Genomic DNA, 15247 nt, shown 5'->3' on the forward strand with positions numbered 1-15247 from the left:
TGACACGCGCATCGGCCGCATCGGGACCGGCATCGGAATCGGAATCGGCGGGAGACGGGGAGCCATGGACGCGGACGGGGGTGTCGGACAGGAAGAGGCGGGTGCGCGGCAGGCGCCGGTCGGCAAGCAGGCGCGGAAGGTGTCCGGCCAGGCCGCGAAGCTCGTCGCCTCGGCTCGTACGGTCACCGCGGACCACACACGGGTGCGCGCGGACGTGCGGGCCGCGCTGGTCCCGCTGCGGGAGGTACGGGTCCGCCGCGAGCTGGACGGCATCCCGGTCGCCCGGCTCAAGGACGTCACCGAGGGCAGGCTGCGCCTCGGCGCCATGGAACAGGCCGGGTACGACACGGTCGGCAAGGTCTACGGCGCCCGGTCGTACGAGCTGCGGCAGGTCCCCGGCGTGGGCGCGCAGAGCGCGGACCAGGCCATAGCGGCGGCGCGCCAGATCGCGTCGGCGGCCGAGGAGCACGTGGCCGTCCGTATCGATCCGGCCGACCGGGACGACCCGGACACCACCGCCCTGGTGATGGCGCTCAACCGGCTGGTCAACGCGGGTCCCGAGATTCCGCGGGCCGTGGAGACCGCCGCGCGCGTGGACGCCGAGCTGACACCGCTGCTGGCCGCCGCCCGCCCGGCGGGCGCCCGGCTGCGGATGCTGCTGGCGGGCAGGCTCGGGCGGCTGCGCGCGCAGGACGCCGTGCGGCGGATCGAGGAGCTGCTGGCGGAGCATACCGCCGACGGCACCGGGCTGCTGCTGACCCAGGCGAGCACCGACCTGCTGCGCCCGGCGGCGCCCGCCGCCGAGGCGTGGCTGGACTTCGAGGTCAGGCCGTCGGAGTACACCGTCCTGCTCGCGGAGATCGCCGAACTCGCCCCGGACATCGACGCGGCGGAAGGCTTCCTGCCGTCGTCGGTCTCCGAGCGGGTGCGCGGACAGCGTCTTGACGACACGCACCGCCGGGTGTCGCTGCGCGGCTACCAGGCGTTCGGCGCGCGCTTCGCGCTGGCCCAGCGGCGGGTGATCATCGGCGACGAGATGGGCCTGGGCAAGACCATCCAGGCCATCGCGGCCCTGGCCCACCTGCGGGCGGAGGGCCGTACGCACTTCCTCGTCGTCTGCCCGGCGAGCGTGCTGGTCAACTGGTCGCGGGAGATCGAGTCGCGCAGCGCCCTGGACGCGTACCGGCTGCATGGCCCGTACCGGAAAGCGGCGCTGGCGGACTGGGTGCGGGACGGCGGCGTGGCCGTCACCACGTACGACGCGCTGAGTTCGCTGGACGTGCCCGAGGGGGTGCCGCTGGGGATGCTCGTCGTGGACGAGGCGCACTACGTGAAGAACCCGGACACGCGCAGGTCGCGGACCGTCGCGCTGTGGACGGCCAGGACCGACCGCGTGCTGTTCCTGACCGGCACCCCGATGGAGAACCGCGTCGAGGAATTCCGCAGTCTGGTGCACCACCTCCAGCCCGATCTGCTGCCGCACATCCGGCACAGCGACGCGGTCGCGGGCTCGCAGGCGTTCCGCAGGGCCGTCGCCCCGGCCTATCTGCGCCGCAATCAGCAGGACGTGCTCACCGAACTGCCGGAGCTGGCGCAGTCCGACGAGTGGGAGGAGTTCAGCCGTACGGATCTGGCCGCCTACCGGACGGCGGTCGCGGAGGGGAACTTCATGGCGATGCGGCGCGCCGCCTACGCGGCGCCCCATCGTTCGGCGAAGCTCCAGCGGCTGCGCGAACTGGTGAAGGAGGCCGAGGAGAACGAGCTGAAGGTCGTCGTCTTCTCCTTCTTCCGCGATGTGCTGACCACCGTGCACGACGCGCTCGGCCCGGCCGCCTTCGGCCCGCTGACCGGCGCGGTCGCCGCCACCGAGCGCCAGGAAATGGTCGACGCCTTCGCGGCGGTGCCCGGCCACGCGGTGCTGCTCAGCCAGATCCAGGCGGGCGGCACCGGGCTGAACATGCAGGCCGCATCGGTGGTGATCCTCTGCGAGCCGCAGGTCAAGCCGACCCTGGAGGCCCAGGCCATCGGGCGCGCCCACCGCATGGGCCAGATCCGCCACGTGCGCGTGCACCGGCTGCTGATCGCCGACAGCGTCGACCAGCGCATGCTCGACATCCTCGGCACCAAGCAGGTGCTCTTCGACGCCTACGCGCGCCGCAGCGACCTCGCGGAGTCGACTCCCGACGCGGTCGACATCTCGGAGCAGTCGCTCGCGCGGCGGATCGTGGAGGAGGAGCAGATGAGGCTGTCCCTCACCAAGTGACGGGGGCGCGCGGCGCGGCGCCGTAGAGGGCCCCCGAGGAAGCCGGGGGCCGAGGGGGGGCGAGCGTCGCCGGGAGGCCGAGCCCGCCGGGGGCCGGGAGGCGCGGGGGCCGGGAGGCGCGGGGGCTGGGGGCCGGGGGCCGGGGGCCGTAAATCGGGTTCGTCGTGCCGGACCTCTGCGGTACCGTGATCAGGTCCTGTTGTCTCCGATAGAGGTGGACGTTGCGCATCTGAGGTCCGCGATCATCGCGCGGTACGGCCTTCGCTTCGCCGTATACGCGTCACGTGGCAGTCGGCGTTCCCGCCGCGCCGTGACGTCCGCGCAGATGCGACCTCGGTGCCCCGGGCCGTCCGTCACCTCACGGAGGCCCGCACCCTCCCGCTGTCCGGCCAGGTCGCCGCGTGGTGCTCGCATACGAAGCCCCCCATCCACCGCGCTTTCGACTGCGAGACCCACCATGGCCCATCCCACCGCCACCCCGCCCGGCGCGTCCCTGACCTGCTCGGGGCTGTCCTTCCAGTGGCCGGACGGCACGCCCGTGTTCGACGGCCTGTCCCTGACCATCGGCCGCGGCCGGACCGGGCTCGTCGGCGCCAACGGCACCGGCAAGTCCACGCTGCTGCGGCTGCTCTCCGGCGAACTGCGCCCCGCGCGGGGCTCGGTGAGCGTCGGCGGCACCCTCGCCTGCCTGCCGCAGAACATCACACTCGACACCGGCCTCCGCGTCGACCAGGCGCTCGGCATCGCGGAGCGGCGGGCCGCCCTGCGCGCGATCGAGGCCGGGGACGTGGACGAGGAGCACTTCGAGACGGTCGGCGACGACTGGGATGTCGAGGAGCGGGCGCTGGCGACGCTCGGCACGCTCGGTCTCGGCGGCATCGGCCTCGACCGGGCCGTCGGCGAGATGTCCGGCGGCGAGACCGTACTGCTGCGGCTGGCCGCGCTCCTGCTGGAGCGCCCCGATGTGCTGCTGCTCGACGAGCCCACCAACAATCTGGACCTGGTGGCCAGGCGGCGGCTCTACGAGGCCGTCGACTCCTGGCGCTCCGGCGTGCTGGTCGTGGTCAGCCACGACCGTGAACTGCTGGAGCGCGTGGACCGGATCGCCGAACTGCGGACGGGTTCCGTGAACTGGTACGGCGGCGGCTGGTCGGCGTACCAGGAGGCACTGGCCGCGCAACAGGAGGCGGCCGGACGGACGTTGCGGGCCGCGGAGGCCGATGTGCGGCGGCAGAAGCGGGAGTTGGAGGAGGCGCAGATCAAGGTGGCCAGGCGCCAGAAGCAGGACAAGAAGCTGGACGCCCAGCGGCGGGCGCCGCGGATCGTCGCGGGCGAGAAGAAGCGGTCGGCGCAGGAGTCGGCGGGCAGGCTCCGCGGCGTGCACGAGGACCGCCTCGACGAGGCGCGCGAGCGGCGCGAGGAGGCCGCGGACGCGGTCCGTGACGACGCCGAGATCCGGGTCGACCTCCCCCACACCGCCGTGCCCGCCGGCCGTACGGTCCTGAGCCTGCGCGCGCTGCGCCCCCGGTACGGCCGGCTGCTCGACGGCACCTTCGAGCTACGCGGCCCCGAGCGCGTCGCGCTGGTCGGACGCAACGGGGCGGGGAAGACCACGCTGCTGCGCACCCTCGCCGGTGAGCTGGCGCCGCTGTCCGGCGAGGCGGTCGGTCACGTACCGCTGCGGTTCCTGCCGCAGCGACTCGACGTGCTGGACGAGGAGTTGAGCGTCGCGGCGAATGTGGCCCGGCGGGCGCCCGGCGTCACCGACAACCACATCCGTTCCCAGCTCGCGCGGTTCCTCTTCAAGGGCGCGCGGGCCGAGCAGCGCGCGGGCACCCTCTCCGGCGGCGAACGCTTCCGCGCCGCGCTCGCCGCGACGATGCTCGCCGCTCCCGCGCCCCAACTCCTCATGCTGGACGAGCCCACCAACAACCTCGACCTGGCCAGCCTGCGTCAACTCACCGGCGCCCTGGACTCCTTCGAGGGCGCCCTGCTCGTCGCCAGCCACGATCTGCCGTTCCTGGAGTCGATCGGTGTGACGCGCTGGCTCCTCGTCACGGACGAGCTCCAGGAGACCACCGCGGAGGAGGTCCGGGGACTGCTCGGAGCGGCCGAGGCGTAGGGACGGGCACCAACCGGGACGAGACCTGCAAACCCCGAGCCCGGAAACCCTGAGGCTGCCGAGGTCGCTGAGTGCCTTGGCGTACCTCGGACCGGGAAGCCGACCGGGGCGCCGCCCGCTCAGGGCTGGATGTTCTCCAGGTCCTCCAGGAGACCGGGGTGCTTCGGCTCCCAGCCGAGCACCTTGCGGGTGTGGGCGCTGGACGAGGGCTGGTCGGCCGCGAAGATCGGGCCGAGAGTGCCGTACGTCTCGGCGGGCACGGACTCGACCGGCAGGTTCAGCCGGCGGCCGATGACCGCGGCGATGTCCCGGACCTGGTCGCCCTCGTCGGCCACGGCGTGCCAGGCGGTCCCGGCCTCCGCGCCTTCCAGCGCGAGCCGGAAGAGCACCGCCGCGTCGAGCGCGTGCACGGCGGGCCAGCGCTGGGTGCCGTCGCCCGGGTAGCCGGAGACGCCGCTCTGGCGCGCGATGTGGGTCAGCAGACCGGCGAAGCCGCCCGCGCCCTCGTTGTGGACCGTACGCGGCAGGCGCACGGCCGAACTCCTGACCCCGCGCGATGCCAGGTCCAGGACCGCCGTGACCGCCCGACCGCGACCGCCGACGGGTCCCTCGGTCGGCACCGGGTCGCTCTCGACGGAGGCGCGGCCCGGCACGTAGGGCGTGCCGGAGGCGGTGACGAAGGGGCGGTCGCTGCCGACCAGCGCCTCGCCGAGGGCCGCGAGGGCGGCGGTCTCCTCGGCGACCGCGTTCGCGACCGCTTCGGCGCTGCTGAAGTCGTTGGCGAACGCCAGGTGGACCACCCCGTCGGCGCGCCCGGCGCCGGTACGCAGGGCGTCCAGGTCGGCGAGATCTCCCCTGATCGCCTCGGCCCCGGCCGCCTCCGCGGCTCGCGCGGACGCGTCGGAACGGGTGAGTGCGAGGACGGTGTGGCCGTTGCCGAGCAGTTCGGCGACGACGGCGGAGCCGATCAGACCGGTGCCGCCGGTGACGAAGACGCGCATGGAAACACTCCCACAAGTGACGGGACTCTTGTCCCATCACCGTAACAGACTGATGGGACAAGAGTCCCGTCAGATAGGATGACCTCATGAGCCGGTGGGAACCAGGGGCGCGCGAACGCCTCGTCGTGGCCGCCGTCGACCTGTTCACCGAGCAGGGGTACGACGCCACGACCGTTACGCAGATCGCCGAGCGTGCCGGGGTCACCAAGAGCACCTTCTTCCGGCACTTCCCCGACAAGCGCGAGCTGCTGGTCGCGGGGCAGGAGACGCTGAGCCGGCTGCTGGCCGAGGGAATCGCCGAGGCGCCCGCGGACGCCAGCCCGCTGGAGGCGGTCGCCGCCGGTCTCGCGCGCGCCTCGACCGCGATGGGCCCCATGAACCGCGACTTCGCCCCCCGCCTCAAGGCGGCCGTCGCCGCCAGCGCCGAGCTCCAGGAACGGGACGCGCTCAAGAGCGTCAGCCTCGCCAACGCGATGACCAGCGCTCTGGCGGCGCGCGGGATTCCCGGTCCGACCGCCGCTCTCGCGGGCGAACTCGGCCTCCTCGCCTTCAAGCGGGGTTACGCGGTCTGGTCCGAGGGCGACCGCGACGCCGGGGACGACCTGGGCGGGCACCTCGTCACGGCCCTCGATGAGCTGCGCGCGGCGAGCGCGTCGCTGGGCTGAACCGGAGACAGCATGCGGTCACTTGCCCGCGCCGACCGCGTTCATGTGGATCTGAGTGGTCTGGACGTTCTCGTCGGGGTTGTCGAGCGGGATGTTGATGGTCGCGCCGACGCTCGTGGAGTGGGTCTCGTTGGGCGGCGTGACGGTCATCGTGGTGAAGGTGTAGCCGCTGCCGCCGCTGTTGTTGAACGGGTAGTACAGGACGGCTTCGGTGCGCTCGCCGGGAGCCAGCGTGACGGTGGGCACCTCGCTGCCGGGGCGGCGGGCGACGTTCACGGTGTCCGTGCCGCTCTTCAGGTCGATGCCCGCGAAGCCGTGCATCGTGCAGGAGCCGGAGCCGGTGTTCTTGAAGTGGATCAGCTCCATGCCCTCGCCCGAGATGCCGTGCTCGGCCGAGATGGCCAGGTTCGAGGTCTTACACATGGTGCCGGCCGCCGACCCGCCGTTCGAGGAGCCGCCGTTCGACGAGCCGGAGCCTCCGGTCGTACCGCCGGAGCCGTCGCTCGAACCGCCGCCGGAGCCGTCGCTCGAACCGCCGCTGGAGCCGTCACCGGAACCGTCGGAGGAGCTGTCCTGGCCGGGCGCGGCACTGGGCGACGACGTGGCGCCGGGGGCACTGGGCGACGCCGTCGTACCGGAGGCGCTGGAGTCGTCGGGGCCACAGGCCGTGAGCGACATTCCGGCGGCCACGACGACGAGGGCGAGAACCGAGAGCCTCTTGCTGCTGCGCATTGCTACTCCGTAAGTCGGGTGCCGGCCCGCCCGTCGCGGACCTTCTGCGCTGATGGAGGCACCCGGCAGGGGCGGCGGTTGCGCGGGGAATCCCACCGGGACGCCCCCGTGACACGCGAGAAGCATGATCAAGACAGACGGAATGCGGTCGTCGCATCCGTCACACGAATCCCCGGCGGCCCGGTGGGCACGTCGCCGCACCGGGCCGGTGGTCACTCGTCGTAGGTGATGTTCCCGTGCTCGTCCATCGTGGGGTGGATCTTCGACGGGCCGTACGGGTCGACGTCGGAGGGGCGGGGCGGCTCGGGGCCGTCGGCGCCGACCCGGATCAGCCGCGCGACGCGGGCCACGGAGAACTGCCGGCCGCCGACCTCGAGTTCGTTCGCCCGGCCGGCGGCGCGGAACTCCTCGGCGGCGCGGGCGTAGTCGGCTTCCTCGTCCGCGTCCAGCTCGTACATCCGGGGCCACATGGTGGTCAGCGCGTCGGCCAGGGCCCGGCGGGCGGCGTGCGGGGTGGCCAGGATGTTGATGGCCGGCTCCCAGCCGACGTCCGTCCGCTCGACCACCCGGAACGCCGCCGGGAGCAGGACGACTCCCGGATGCGTCCGCAGCGCGGACCGCGAGTCGGCCCGTACGTCGGCGGGGTAGCGGAGGCTGCGGTAGTGCAGGTCGCGCAGCGCGAGGCGTTCGGCGCTCGCCATCACCCCGGTCGCGGCGGCGTGGTCGATGACGACGTCGCCGTCCAGCTCGGGGTCCGCGGCGCGGTCGTCCCAGTCCAGGACCGCGGGATCGGGGTCGGTGGGGCGCGGCGGCTCGACCTTGCCGTCATGGGTGTAGAAGAACTCGTCGCCCCGGACGACCCGGTAGCGGGTCCCGGCCACGGTCAGCTCGTCGAGGGGTTCCGACTCCAGGCGGTCGACCGCCGACAGCAGTTCCCGGCGCAGCGCCGGGTCGTCGGTGTCCTCCTTGGCCCGGAACCAGAGGCGGGAGTTGAGGGCGTCGCGCGACGCCTGGGGGAAGCCGTCCGTCATGGGGGTCAGCAATCGCCATCCGACGTCGCCCGGTGCGCACGCCGCCAGGGCGAAGAGGGGGCCGCGGACGATGTAGTGCCCGTACCGCTGCGCGGCGTCTCTGCGGTCTGCCTCGGCGGCCAATTCGACGGGGTGGCCGCCTAGTTGGACGTTCATGATCAGGTTCTCTGACGCTGTGGGTTCGTCCCCGCTCATGGAGCCATTGTCCCCACACCCGAGCGGCGGCTGTCAGCGAATTGCCTGATACCGCACACCACACGTACGCGACATCGTTGTCAGCAGGGGGCTGAAAAAGGCCGCCCGAAGGCGGCCTTGTCAGGAAAACCATGGGTGTCCGAGGGGGGACTTGAACCCCCACGCCCGATAAAGGGCACTAGCACCTCAAGCTAGCGCGTCTGCCATTCCGCCACCCGGACGGGGTGTGGCACCGCGACCCGCGGGGTCGTGGTGACGGGGTCAACGATACCAAGGATTCGGAGTGCTTCTCACCTGGGATTGCGGCGGGCGGTCCGGCCGGGTGCGGGGCCCGGACGGACGCTGCGGAGCAGGTGGGGGCGGGTGGGGGCGGGTGGGGGCTCAGGTGGCGATGCCGATGGCCTGCTTGACGGTGGCGGGGTCGGAGAGGGCGTGGAGCATGAAGTGGGCGACGTCGGCGCGGGAGGCGAGGGCGCCGCCCCGGAGGTTCTGGTCGACGGCGGTGCGGTAGGTGGTGGAGAGCGGCTTGTCGGTGAGACGGGGCGGACGGACGGAGGTCCAGTCGAGGCCGCTGTCGCGGAGGATGTCCTCCATGAGGGCGAGGTCGGCGAAGTGCTTGCCCAGGAAGAGCTTGCCCACGGGGGCGCCGACATAGCGCATGAGGGGGCCCTCGCCCGGGTCGTGCTTGGGCGGGTTCGGACGGCCGGGCGACGGGGTGGTGGAGACCGGCGCGGCGCTGACGACGACGATCCGGCGGGCGCCGGTGGCCTGCATGGCCTCGACGATGGCGCGGGTGCCGACCGAGGTGATGCCGGTCTGGGCCCGTGAGCTGGGGCCGAACGCGGACAGGACGCCGTCGGCGCCCTCGACCGCGCCGCGCAGCGCGTCGGCGTCGGGGTGGGTGAGGTCGGCGGTGACGGAGTGGACGTCCCGGGTGAGTCGCGCCGGATTGCGGACGACGGCCGTCACGTCGTGTCCCGCGTCGACCGCCTGATCGACCAGGAGCCGGCCGATCCCCCCGGTCGCCGCGAAGATCGTGAGCTTCATGTGGTGGCTCCCTGTGTGTGCGTGTGCTGTGCCAGGTTCAACGCGGCGCCCCACCACCGGGTTTCGGGGTGCGGGCGCCGGGCACTTGACGCACGGTCAGGAGCGGCCGTTCACGGGGCCGGTCAGGAACCGTTGTTCGGGGCCTGCTTCGGACGGGCGGCGATGGCACGGTGGTGCCGTACGACCTCGTCGATGATGAAGTTGAGGAACTTCTCGGCGAAGGCCGGATCGAGCTTGGCGTCCTCCGCGAGGCGGCGCAGCCGGGCGATCTGGTCGGCCTCGCGGGCCGGGTCGGCGGCCGGGAGGTGGTGGGCGGCCTTCAGCTCACCGACCTGCTGGGTGCACTTGAAGCGCTCGGCGAGCAGGTGCACCAGCGCCGCGTCCAGGTTGTCGATGCTGCCGCGCAGGGCGCGGAGTCTTTCCAACGCCTCCTCGTCGCTCACCAGTGAGTGCTCGGCGGTCGGCTGGTCGCTCATCTCGGTCTGCCATCCTGGTCGGTCCGTGGTGCTCGGCGGCGAGTTCCCGATCACCCTACCTATGTCACTCTTGAGGCATGGGACGGGTCACCGAGCGGCGCCGCGTACTGCGGATCAGGGACGGCGTGGCGGGGCACCGCGCGGACACGCTGGTGGCCGAGGAGCCGCTGGAGATCCGGCTGAACGGCAAGCCGCTCGCCATCACGATGCGCACGCCCGGCGACGACTTCGCGCTGGCCACCGGCTTCCTGGTCAGCGAGGGCGTGCTCGCCGCGGCCGACGACGTCAGGTCGGTGGTGTACTGCGCGGGCGCCACCGCGGACGGCGTGAACACGTACAACGTCGTGGACGTCCAGCTCGCGCCCGGTGTCCCGCTTCCGGACATCTCGCTGGAGCGGAACGTTTATACGACGTCGTCCTGCGGGCTGTGCGGCAAGGCCAGCCTGGACGCGGTGCGTACGGCGACGCGGCTGCCGATCACCGATCCGGACTCCCCCAGGCTCACCCCGGCGCTGCTGTCCTCGCTGCCCGACCGGCTGCGCGCCGCGCAGGCCGTGTTCGACCGCACCGGCGGGCTGCACGCCGCCGCCCTCTTCGACGAGCACGGCGAGCTGCTGGACGCGCGGGAGGACGTGGGGCGGCACAATGCGGTGGACAAGCTGGTCGGCCGGGCGCTGCGCGAGGGCCGGCTGCCGCTGGCGGGACGCATCCTCATGGTCTCGGGCCGCGCCTCGTTCGAACTGGCGCAGAAGGCCGTGATGGCGGGCATCCCCGTACTGGCCGCCGTCTCCGCCCCCTCCTCGCTCGCCGTCGATCTGGCCGCGGAGTCCGGTCTCACCCTCGTCGGCTTCCTGCGCGGCAACTCCATGAACGTGTACGCGGGCGAGTCCCGTATCGCGCTCGCGGCGGAGCACACCGGGTGACCTGGTAATCGGGCCACCGGCTCATCAGGTCACCGGCTCATCGGGTGATCCGCTGAACAGGGCCGTCAGCGGCCGACGTCCCCGTCGTACCGCTCGCGGATGATGTCGGCGTGGCCCGCGTGCCGCGCCGTCTCCTCGATCATGTGGACCAGCACCCAGCGCAGGGACGGCGGCGGGGTCTCGCGCAGGGAGCGGGCGCCGGGGCGTTCGAGGTCGGCGCAGGCGGCGACGGTCTCGTTGCTGCGCAGGGCGGCGGCGCGGTATGCGGCGATCAGTTCGGCGCCGCTCTCGTCGTCGGACGGCGGGATCTCGTCGTCCCGCAGCGGGAGGTCGGCGCCCTCGTAGGCCCAGACGAACCAGTTGAACTCGACGGCCGTGAGGTGCTTGACCAGGCCGAGGAGGCTGGTGCCCGAGGTGACGCCCGGCGCCTTCGCGACCTCGTCCGGCACGCCTTCCGCCTTGGCGACGACGGCTTCCCGCAGATAGTCGAGGAAGCTCAGCAGCGTCGTCGGCTCATCCGCGTTCAGCCCCGGCGGGCGCAGGTCGCCGCGGAGCGGCGGCGGGTCCGGCTGGTCGCGTGGCGTCGTCGTCCTGGTCATCGCGCCACGCTACCTCCGGGTCGGGCTTGCGTGCCCAGCGTTTCGCGATCACCGCGCAGACCATGAGCTGCATCTGGTGGAAGAGCATCAGCGGCAGTACGGCGAGCCCGGCGCCGGACCCGAACAGCACGGTGGCCATGGGCAGTCCGGACGCCAGGCTCTTCTTGGACCCGGCGAAGACGATGGTGATCCGGTCGGCCCGGCCGAAGCCGAGGCGGCGCGCGCCGAAGGAGGTGAGACCGAGCATCAGAGCGAGCAGCACCGCCTCCAGGACGAGCAGTTCCGCCAGCCGCGGCACCGGGACCTTGTGCCAGATGCCCTCGGCCATGCCCGCGCTGAAGGCGGTGTAGACGACCAGCAGGATCGACCCGCGGTCGACGTAGCCGAGCACCTTGCGGTGCCGGGTGAGGAACCCGTTGATCCAGCGGCGCAGCACCTGCCCGGCGACGAAGGGCGCGAGCAGTTGGAGGGAGATGTCGAGCAGCGCGTGCGCGTCGACGCCGGAGTCGCCGCCGATGAGGGCCGCGGCCAGCAGCGGGGTGAGGACGATCCCGGCGAGGCTGGAGAAGGACCCGGCGCAGATGGCGGCGGCGACGTTGCCGCGGGCGATCGAGGTGAACGCGATCGAGGACTGGATGGTGGACGGCAGCAGGCACAGGAAGAGGAAGCCGGGGTAGAGCTGCGGCGCCAGGACGTACGGGACCAGGCCGCGGGCGGCCAGGCCCAGCAGCGGGAAGGCGACGAAGGTGGCGGCGAGCACGGTGAGGTGCAGCCGCCAGTGGCGCAGCCCGGTCAGCGCCTCGCCGGTGGACAGCCGGGCGCCGTAGAGGAAGAAGAGCAGCGCGACCGCGCCGTTGCTGGCACGGCTCGCGGTGTGCGCGGCGGTCCCGGTCGCGGGCAGCAGCGCGGCGAAGGCCACGGTGGCGAGCAGGGCCGCGATGTACGGGTCGACGGGCAGCCGCTTGAGCAGCCTCGACCGCTTCGGGGCCCGCGGCGCGGTATCTGTCACGGCCTGCGGCGCGGTGTCCGTCGCGGCGGCCTGCGGCGCGGTGTCTGGCGGGTCCTGCGGCGCGGTATCTGATGGCACCGCTCCAGCATCGTCGGGGCGTCGGCGATCGGGAAGCCCGGTTGCCGTACTCACTGTCATCACGGAACGCGATAGCCGGACTAGACTGGCGGGCATGTTCGATCCCGTGCAGCTGCGGACCTTCCTCGCCGTGGCGCAGACGCTGAGCTTCACGCAGGCCGCGCAGCGGCTGGGGCTGCGGCAGTCCACGGTGAGCCAGCATGTGCGGCGCCTGGAGGAGGCGGCGGGCTGCCGGCTCTTCGCCCGCGACACCCACGGCGTGGAGCTGACCGAGGACGGCGAGGCCATGCTCGGCTTCGCCCGGACGATCCTGGAGGCGAACGAGCGCGCGGCCGGTTTCTTCACCGGCACCCGGCTGCGCGGACGGCTGCGCTTCGGCGTCTCGGAGGACTTCGTGCTGACCCGGCTGCCGGAGATCCTGGAGGGCTTCAGGCGTGAGCACCCCGAGGTCGACCTGGAGCTGACCGTCGAACTGTCCGGCACCCTCCACCAGTGGCTCGACGCGGGACGGCTCGACCTGTGCCTGGCCAAGCGGCAGGGGCCGAACGGCCCCGGACGGCTCGTGTGGCGCGACAAGCTGGTGTGGATCGGCGGCGAGCGGCTGCGCCTGGACCCGGACCGTCCGGTGCCGCTGATCGCCTTCCCTCCGCCCGGCATCACCCGCGCCCGCGCGCTGGAGGTACTGGAGCGCGACGGGCGGCCCTGGCGGGTGGCGTGCACCAGCGCCTCGCTCAGCGGTCTGGTCGCGGCGGCCCGCGCGGGCCTCGGCGTGATGGCGCACGCGCAGGGCCTGGTGCCCGCCGGGCTGGTACGGCTGCCCGCCCGGTCCGGGCTGCCGGAACTGGGCGCGGTGGACTTCGTCCTGCTGCACGGGCGGCGGCAGGCCCGCGCCCAGGACGCGGCCGACGCGCTGGCCGCGGCGATCCTCGCGGGCGGCGACCGGCTGCACAAGCCGCTGTCCTGACCAGGCGCGGGGCGGATGACGCGGGGCCGAACGACGCGGAGCCGCGGGCGGGGCCGGGCGCGGGGCGCACGTGGCCCCTGGGACAGTGGAGCGCCAGTGACCGGTCGGCGCAGATTTGGTGGAGATAAAAGTACGGCGGCGGAAGCATCGGAAACGGCCGCGTGGGCACGACTCCCTTGTGAGACGCGGTCATACGCCCGCCACCAGCACAGATGTCCGATAACACGGGTCTGTCACGGCCCTCCCGCCCGTGCGGCGGATCGGATAGCTTACGGGCCCCGCACTGTGCGGTATGAGGAGAGCACCCGTTGCGCGAGTTCACCGTCCCCCCCATGGCCACGACGCCACAGGCCGGAGGTTTGGCGGATGCCGTGTTCGGCAACGCACGGCAGGCCCCCGACAAGGTGGTGTTCGGCCGCGCGGACGAGGACGGCGTCTGGCAGGACGTGACGACGAGCGAATTCCGCGACCAGGTGCTCGCGGTGGCCAAGGGGCTGCTGGCCGAGGGCGTACGGTTCGGCGACCGGGTCGCGATCATGTCCCGTACCCGGTACGAGTGGACGCTGTTCGACTTCGCGCTGTGGGCGATCGGCGCCCAGTCCGTACCGGTCTATCCGACCTCCTCCTCCGAGCAGGTGCGGTGGATGCTGCACGACTCGGGCGCGGTGGCGGCGGTCGTGGAGCACGAGGACCACGCCATGACGATCGGCGCGGCCGTGGACGAACTGCCCGCGCTGACCCGGCTGTGGCAGCTCGACTCCGACTGCGTGAGCGAACTGTCGGAGGCCGGGCGGCAGATCGGCGACGAGGTCGTGGAGCGGCACCGCCTCGCCGTCACACCCGACGCCGTCGCCACCGTCATCTACACCTCGGGCACCACCGGGCGGCCCAAGGGCTGTGTCCTCACGCACGCCAACTTCATGGCGGAGACCGAGAACGTGGTGGCCCGCTGGGAGCCGGTCTTCCGGAGCAAGCCGGGCGAGGAGCCGTCCACACTGCTCTTCCTGCCGCTGGCGCACGTCTTCGGCCGCATGGTGGAGGTCGCCGCGGTACGGCACCGGATCCGCCTCGGCCACCAGCCGAGCATGACGGCCGCCGAACTCATCCCGAGCCTCGCCGCCTTCCGGCCGACGTTCGTCCTGGCCGTGCCGTACGTCTTCGAGAAGGTCTACCAGGGCGCGCGCCGCAATGCGGAGGCGGGCGGCAGGCTCGGGCCGTTCGAGAAGGCGGTCGACGTCGCGGTGCGGTACGCGGAGGCGGTGGAGGCGCGGGCCTTCGGCACCGGGCCAGGTCCGAGCACGGGCCTGCGGATGCAGCACCAGCTCTACGAGAAGCTGGTCTACAGCAAGGTCCGCGACGCGCTCGGCGGCCGGGTGCGGCACGGTATCTCGGGCGGCTCGGCGATGGACCGGCGGCTCGGCCTGTTCTTCTCCGGCGCGGGCGTCACGATCTACGAGGGCTACGGCCTGACCGAGACGACGGCCGCCGCGACCGCGAACCCGCCGGAGCAGACGCGTTTCGGCACCGTCGGCCAGCCGGTGCCCGGCACCACCGTGGCCATCGCCGACGACGGCGAGATCTGGCTGAGCGGCGGCCAGGTCTTCCACGGCTACCTCAACAACGCCAAGGCCACCGAGGAAGTACTGCGGGACGGCTGGCTCGCCACCGGTGACCTGGGCGCGCTCGACGAGGACGGTTATCTGACGATCACCGGCCGCAAGAAGGAGATCCTGGTGACCAGCGGCGGCAAGAGCGTGTCGCCGGTCGCGCTGGAGGAGCGGGTCCGGGCGCACCCGCTGGTCGCGCAGTGCGTGGCCGTGGGCAACAACCGGCCCTTCGTCGCCGCGCTGATCACCTACGACCGGGAGGCCGTCGAGCACTGGCTGCGGATGCGCGGCAAGCCGAATCTGCCCGCCACCGAGCTGGTGCACGACCCGGACCTGGAGGCGGAGATCCGGCGGGCCGTGGTCGCCGCGAACACCCTTGTCTCGCAGTCCGAGTCGATCCGCACCTTCCGCATCCTGGCGGTGCCGTTCTCGGAGGAGCGCGGCACCTTGACGCCGTCGCTGAAGCTGAAGCGGCGGGCGATAGAGAACGCGTACGCGCGGGAGATCGAGGCGCTCTACCGGGGCTGAGGCGGGA

The 15247-nt window shown here is 72.7% G+C and carries 12 protein-coding genes, 1 tRNA gene and 2 pseudogenes; 7 read left to right on the plus strand and 8 right to left on the minus strand.

The window, feature by feature from the left end:
- Positions 1–64 precede the first annotated feature (64 nt).
- The 3 genes and pseudogenes from ACIO6U_RS15920 to ACIO6U_RS15930 form a co-directional block, all read left to right on the plus strand.
- Positions 65–2263: a DEAD/DEAH box helicase gene (locus ACIO6U_RS15920; RefSeq protein ID WP_401719350.1), complete on the plus strand. Its 2199-nt coding sequence runs from the start codon at positions 65–67 to the stop codon at positions 2261–2263.
- Positions 2264–2720: 457 nt separating this feature from the next.
- Positions 2721–3338, plus strand: a pseudogene (locus ACIO6U_RS15925) (ATP-binding cassette domain-containing protein); the annotation flags it as partial.
- Between the two features lie 405 nt (positions 3339–3743).
- Positions 3744–4203: pseudogene (locus tag ACIO6U_RS15930) on the plus strand (ATP-binding cassette domain-containing protein); the annotation flags it as partial.
- 301 nt (positions 4204–4504) lie between these two features.
- On the opposite strand, the gene ACIO6U_RS15935 reads toward ACIO6U_RS15930, so the two are convergent.
- Entirely contained in the window at positions 4505–5386 is an 882-nt protein-coding gene (locus tag ACIO6U_RS15935; protein WP_391051363.1) for an NAD-dependent epimerase/dehydratase family protein, read from the minus strand.
- A gap of 86 nt (positions 5387–5472) precedes the next feature.
- Between ACIO6U_RS15935 and ACIO6U_RS15940 the strand changes: the two genes are divergently transcribed.
- A complete protein-coding gene (locus ACIO6U_RS15940; RefSeq protein WP_391163728.1) occupies positions 5473–6051 on the plus strand; it encodes a TetR family transcriptional regulator in 579 nt (192 codons plus the stop codon).
- Positions 6052–6069: 18 nt separating this feature from the next.
- Here the strand turns inward: ACIO6U_RS15940 and ACIO6U_RS15945 are convergent, their stop codons facing one another.
- The 5 genes from ACIO6U_RS15945 to ACIO6U_RS15965 form a co-directional block, all read right to left on the minus strand.
- The gene (locus ACIO6U_RS15945; RefSeq protein ID WP_401719353.1) at positions 6070–6783 is read right to left on the minus strand and encodes a DUF4232 domain-containing protein; all 714 of its coding nucleotides are present in this window, start codon (positions 6781–6783) and stop codon (positions 6070–6072) included.
- A gap of 212 nt (positions 6784–6995) precedes the next feature.
- Positions 6996–8009: a DUF5954 family protein gene (locus ACIO6U_RS15950; RefSeq protein WP_355339361.1), complete on the minus strand. Its 1014-nt coding sequence runs from the start codon at positions 8007–8009 to the stop codon at positions 6996–6998.
- Positions 8010–8145: 136 nt separating this feature from the next.
- A tRNA-Leu gene (locus tag ACIO6U_RS15955) sits at positions 8146–8230 on the minus strand.
- 160 nt (positions 8231–8390) lie between these two features.
- Complete coding sequence (locus ACIO6U_RS15960; RefSeq protein ID WP_401719356.1) at positions 8391–9056, minus strand: NAD(P)-dependent oxidoreductase; 666 nt, start codon at positions 9054–9056, stop codon at positions 8391–8393.
- Positions 9057–9178: 122 nt separating this feature from the next.
- Positions 9179–9532 (minus strand): chorismate mutase, encoded by a 354-nt coding sequence (locus ACIO6U_RS15965; RefSeq protein WP_391119403.1) that lies wholly within the window; start codon positions 9530–9532, stop codon positions 9179–9181.
- Positions 9533–9609: 77 nt separating this feature from the next.
- Between ACIO6U_RS15965 and fdhD the strand changes: the two genes are divergently transcribed.
- Complete coding sequence (gene fdhD, locus ACIO6U_RS15970) at positions 9610–10455, plus strand: formate dehydrogenase accessory sulfurtransferase FdhD (RefSeq protein ID WP_401719359.1); 846 nt, start codon at positions 9610–9612, stop codon at positions 10453–10455.
- Positions 10456–10520: 65 nt separating this feature from the next.
- Here fdhD and ACIO6U_RS15975 read toward each other — a convergent pair whose 3' ends face one another.
- Together ACIO6U_RS15975 and ACIO6U_RS15980 are read right to left on the minus strand one after the other, a co-directional pair.
- Complete coding sequence (locus ACIO6U_RS15975) at positions 10521–11054, minus strand: DinB family protein (RefSeq protein ID WP_401719362.1); 534 nt, start codon at positions 11052–11054, stop codon at positions 10521–10523.
- Positions 10969–12063 carry a bile acid:sodium symporter family protein gene (locus tag ACIO6U_RS15980; RefSeq protein ID WP_401719752.1) on the minus strand — a complete coding sequence of 365 codons (1095 nt, stop codon included), beginning with the start codon at positions 12061–12063 and terminating at the stop codon, positions 10969–10971. The genes ACIO6U_RS15975 and ACIO6U_RS15980 overlap by 86 nt, the downstream gene beginning before the upstream one ends.
- A gap of 172 nt (positions 12064–12235) precedes the next feature.
- Between ACIO6U_RS15980 and ACIO6U_RS15985 the strand changes: the two genes are divergently transcribed.
- The gene (locus ACIO6U_RS15985) at positions 12236–13105 is read left to right on the plus strand and encodes a LysR substrate-binding domain-containing protein (RefSeq protein ID WP_401719365.1); all 870 of its coding nucleotides are present in this window, start codon (positions 12236–12238) and stop codon (positions 13103–13105) included.
- A 308-nt stretch (positions 13106–13413) separates the two neighbouring features.
- Positions 13414–15240: an AMP-dependent synthetase/ligase gene (locus ACIO6U_RS15990; RefSeq protein WP_401719368.1), complete on the plus strand. Its 1827-nt coding sequence runs from the start codon at positions 13414–13416 to the stop codon at positions 15238–15240.
- Positions 15241–15247: the final 7 nt, after the last annotated feature.

Origin of the sequence: Streptomyces sp. NPDC087422, from assembly GCF_044744145.1 — a bacterium.
Classification (GTDB): domain Bacteria; phylum Actinomycetota; class Actinomycetes; order Streptomycetales; family Streptomycetaceae; genus Actinacidiphila.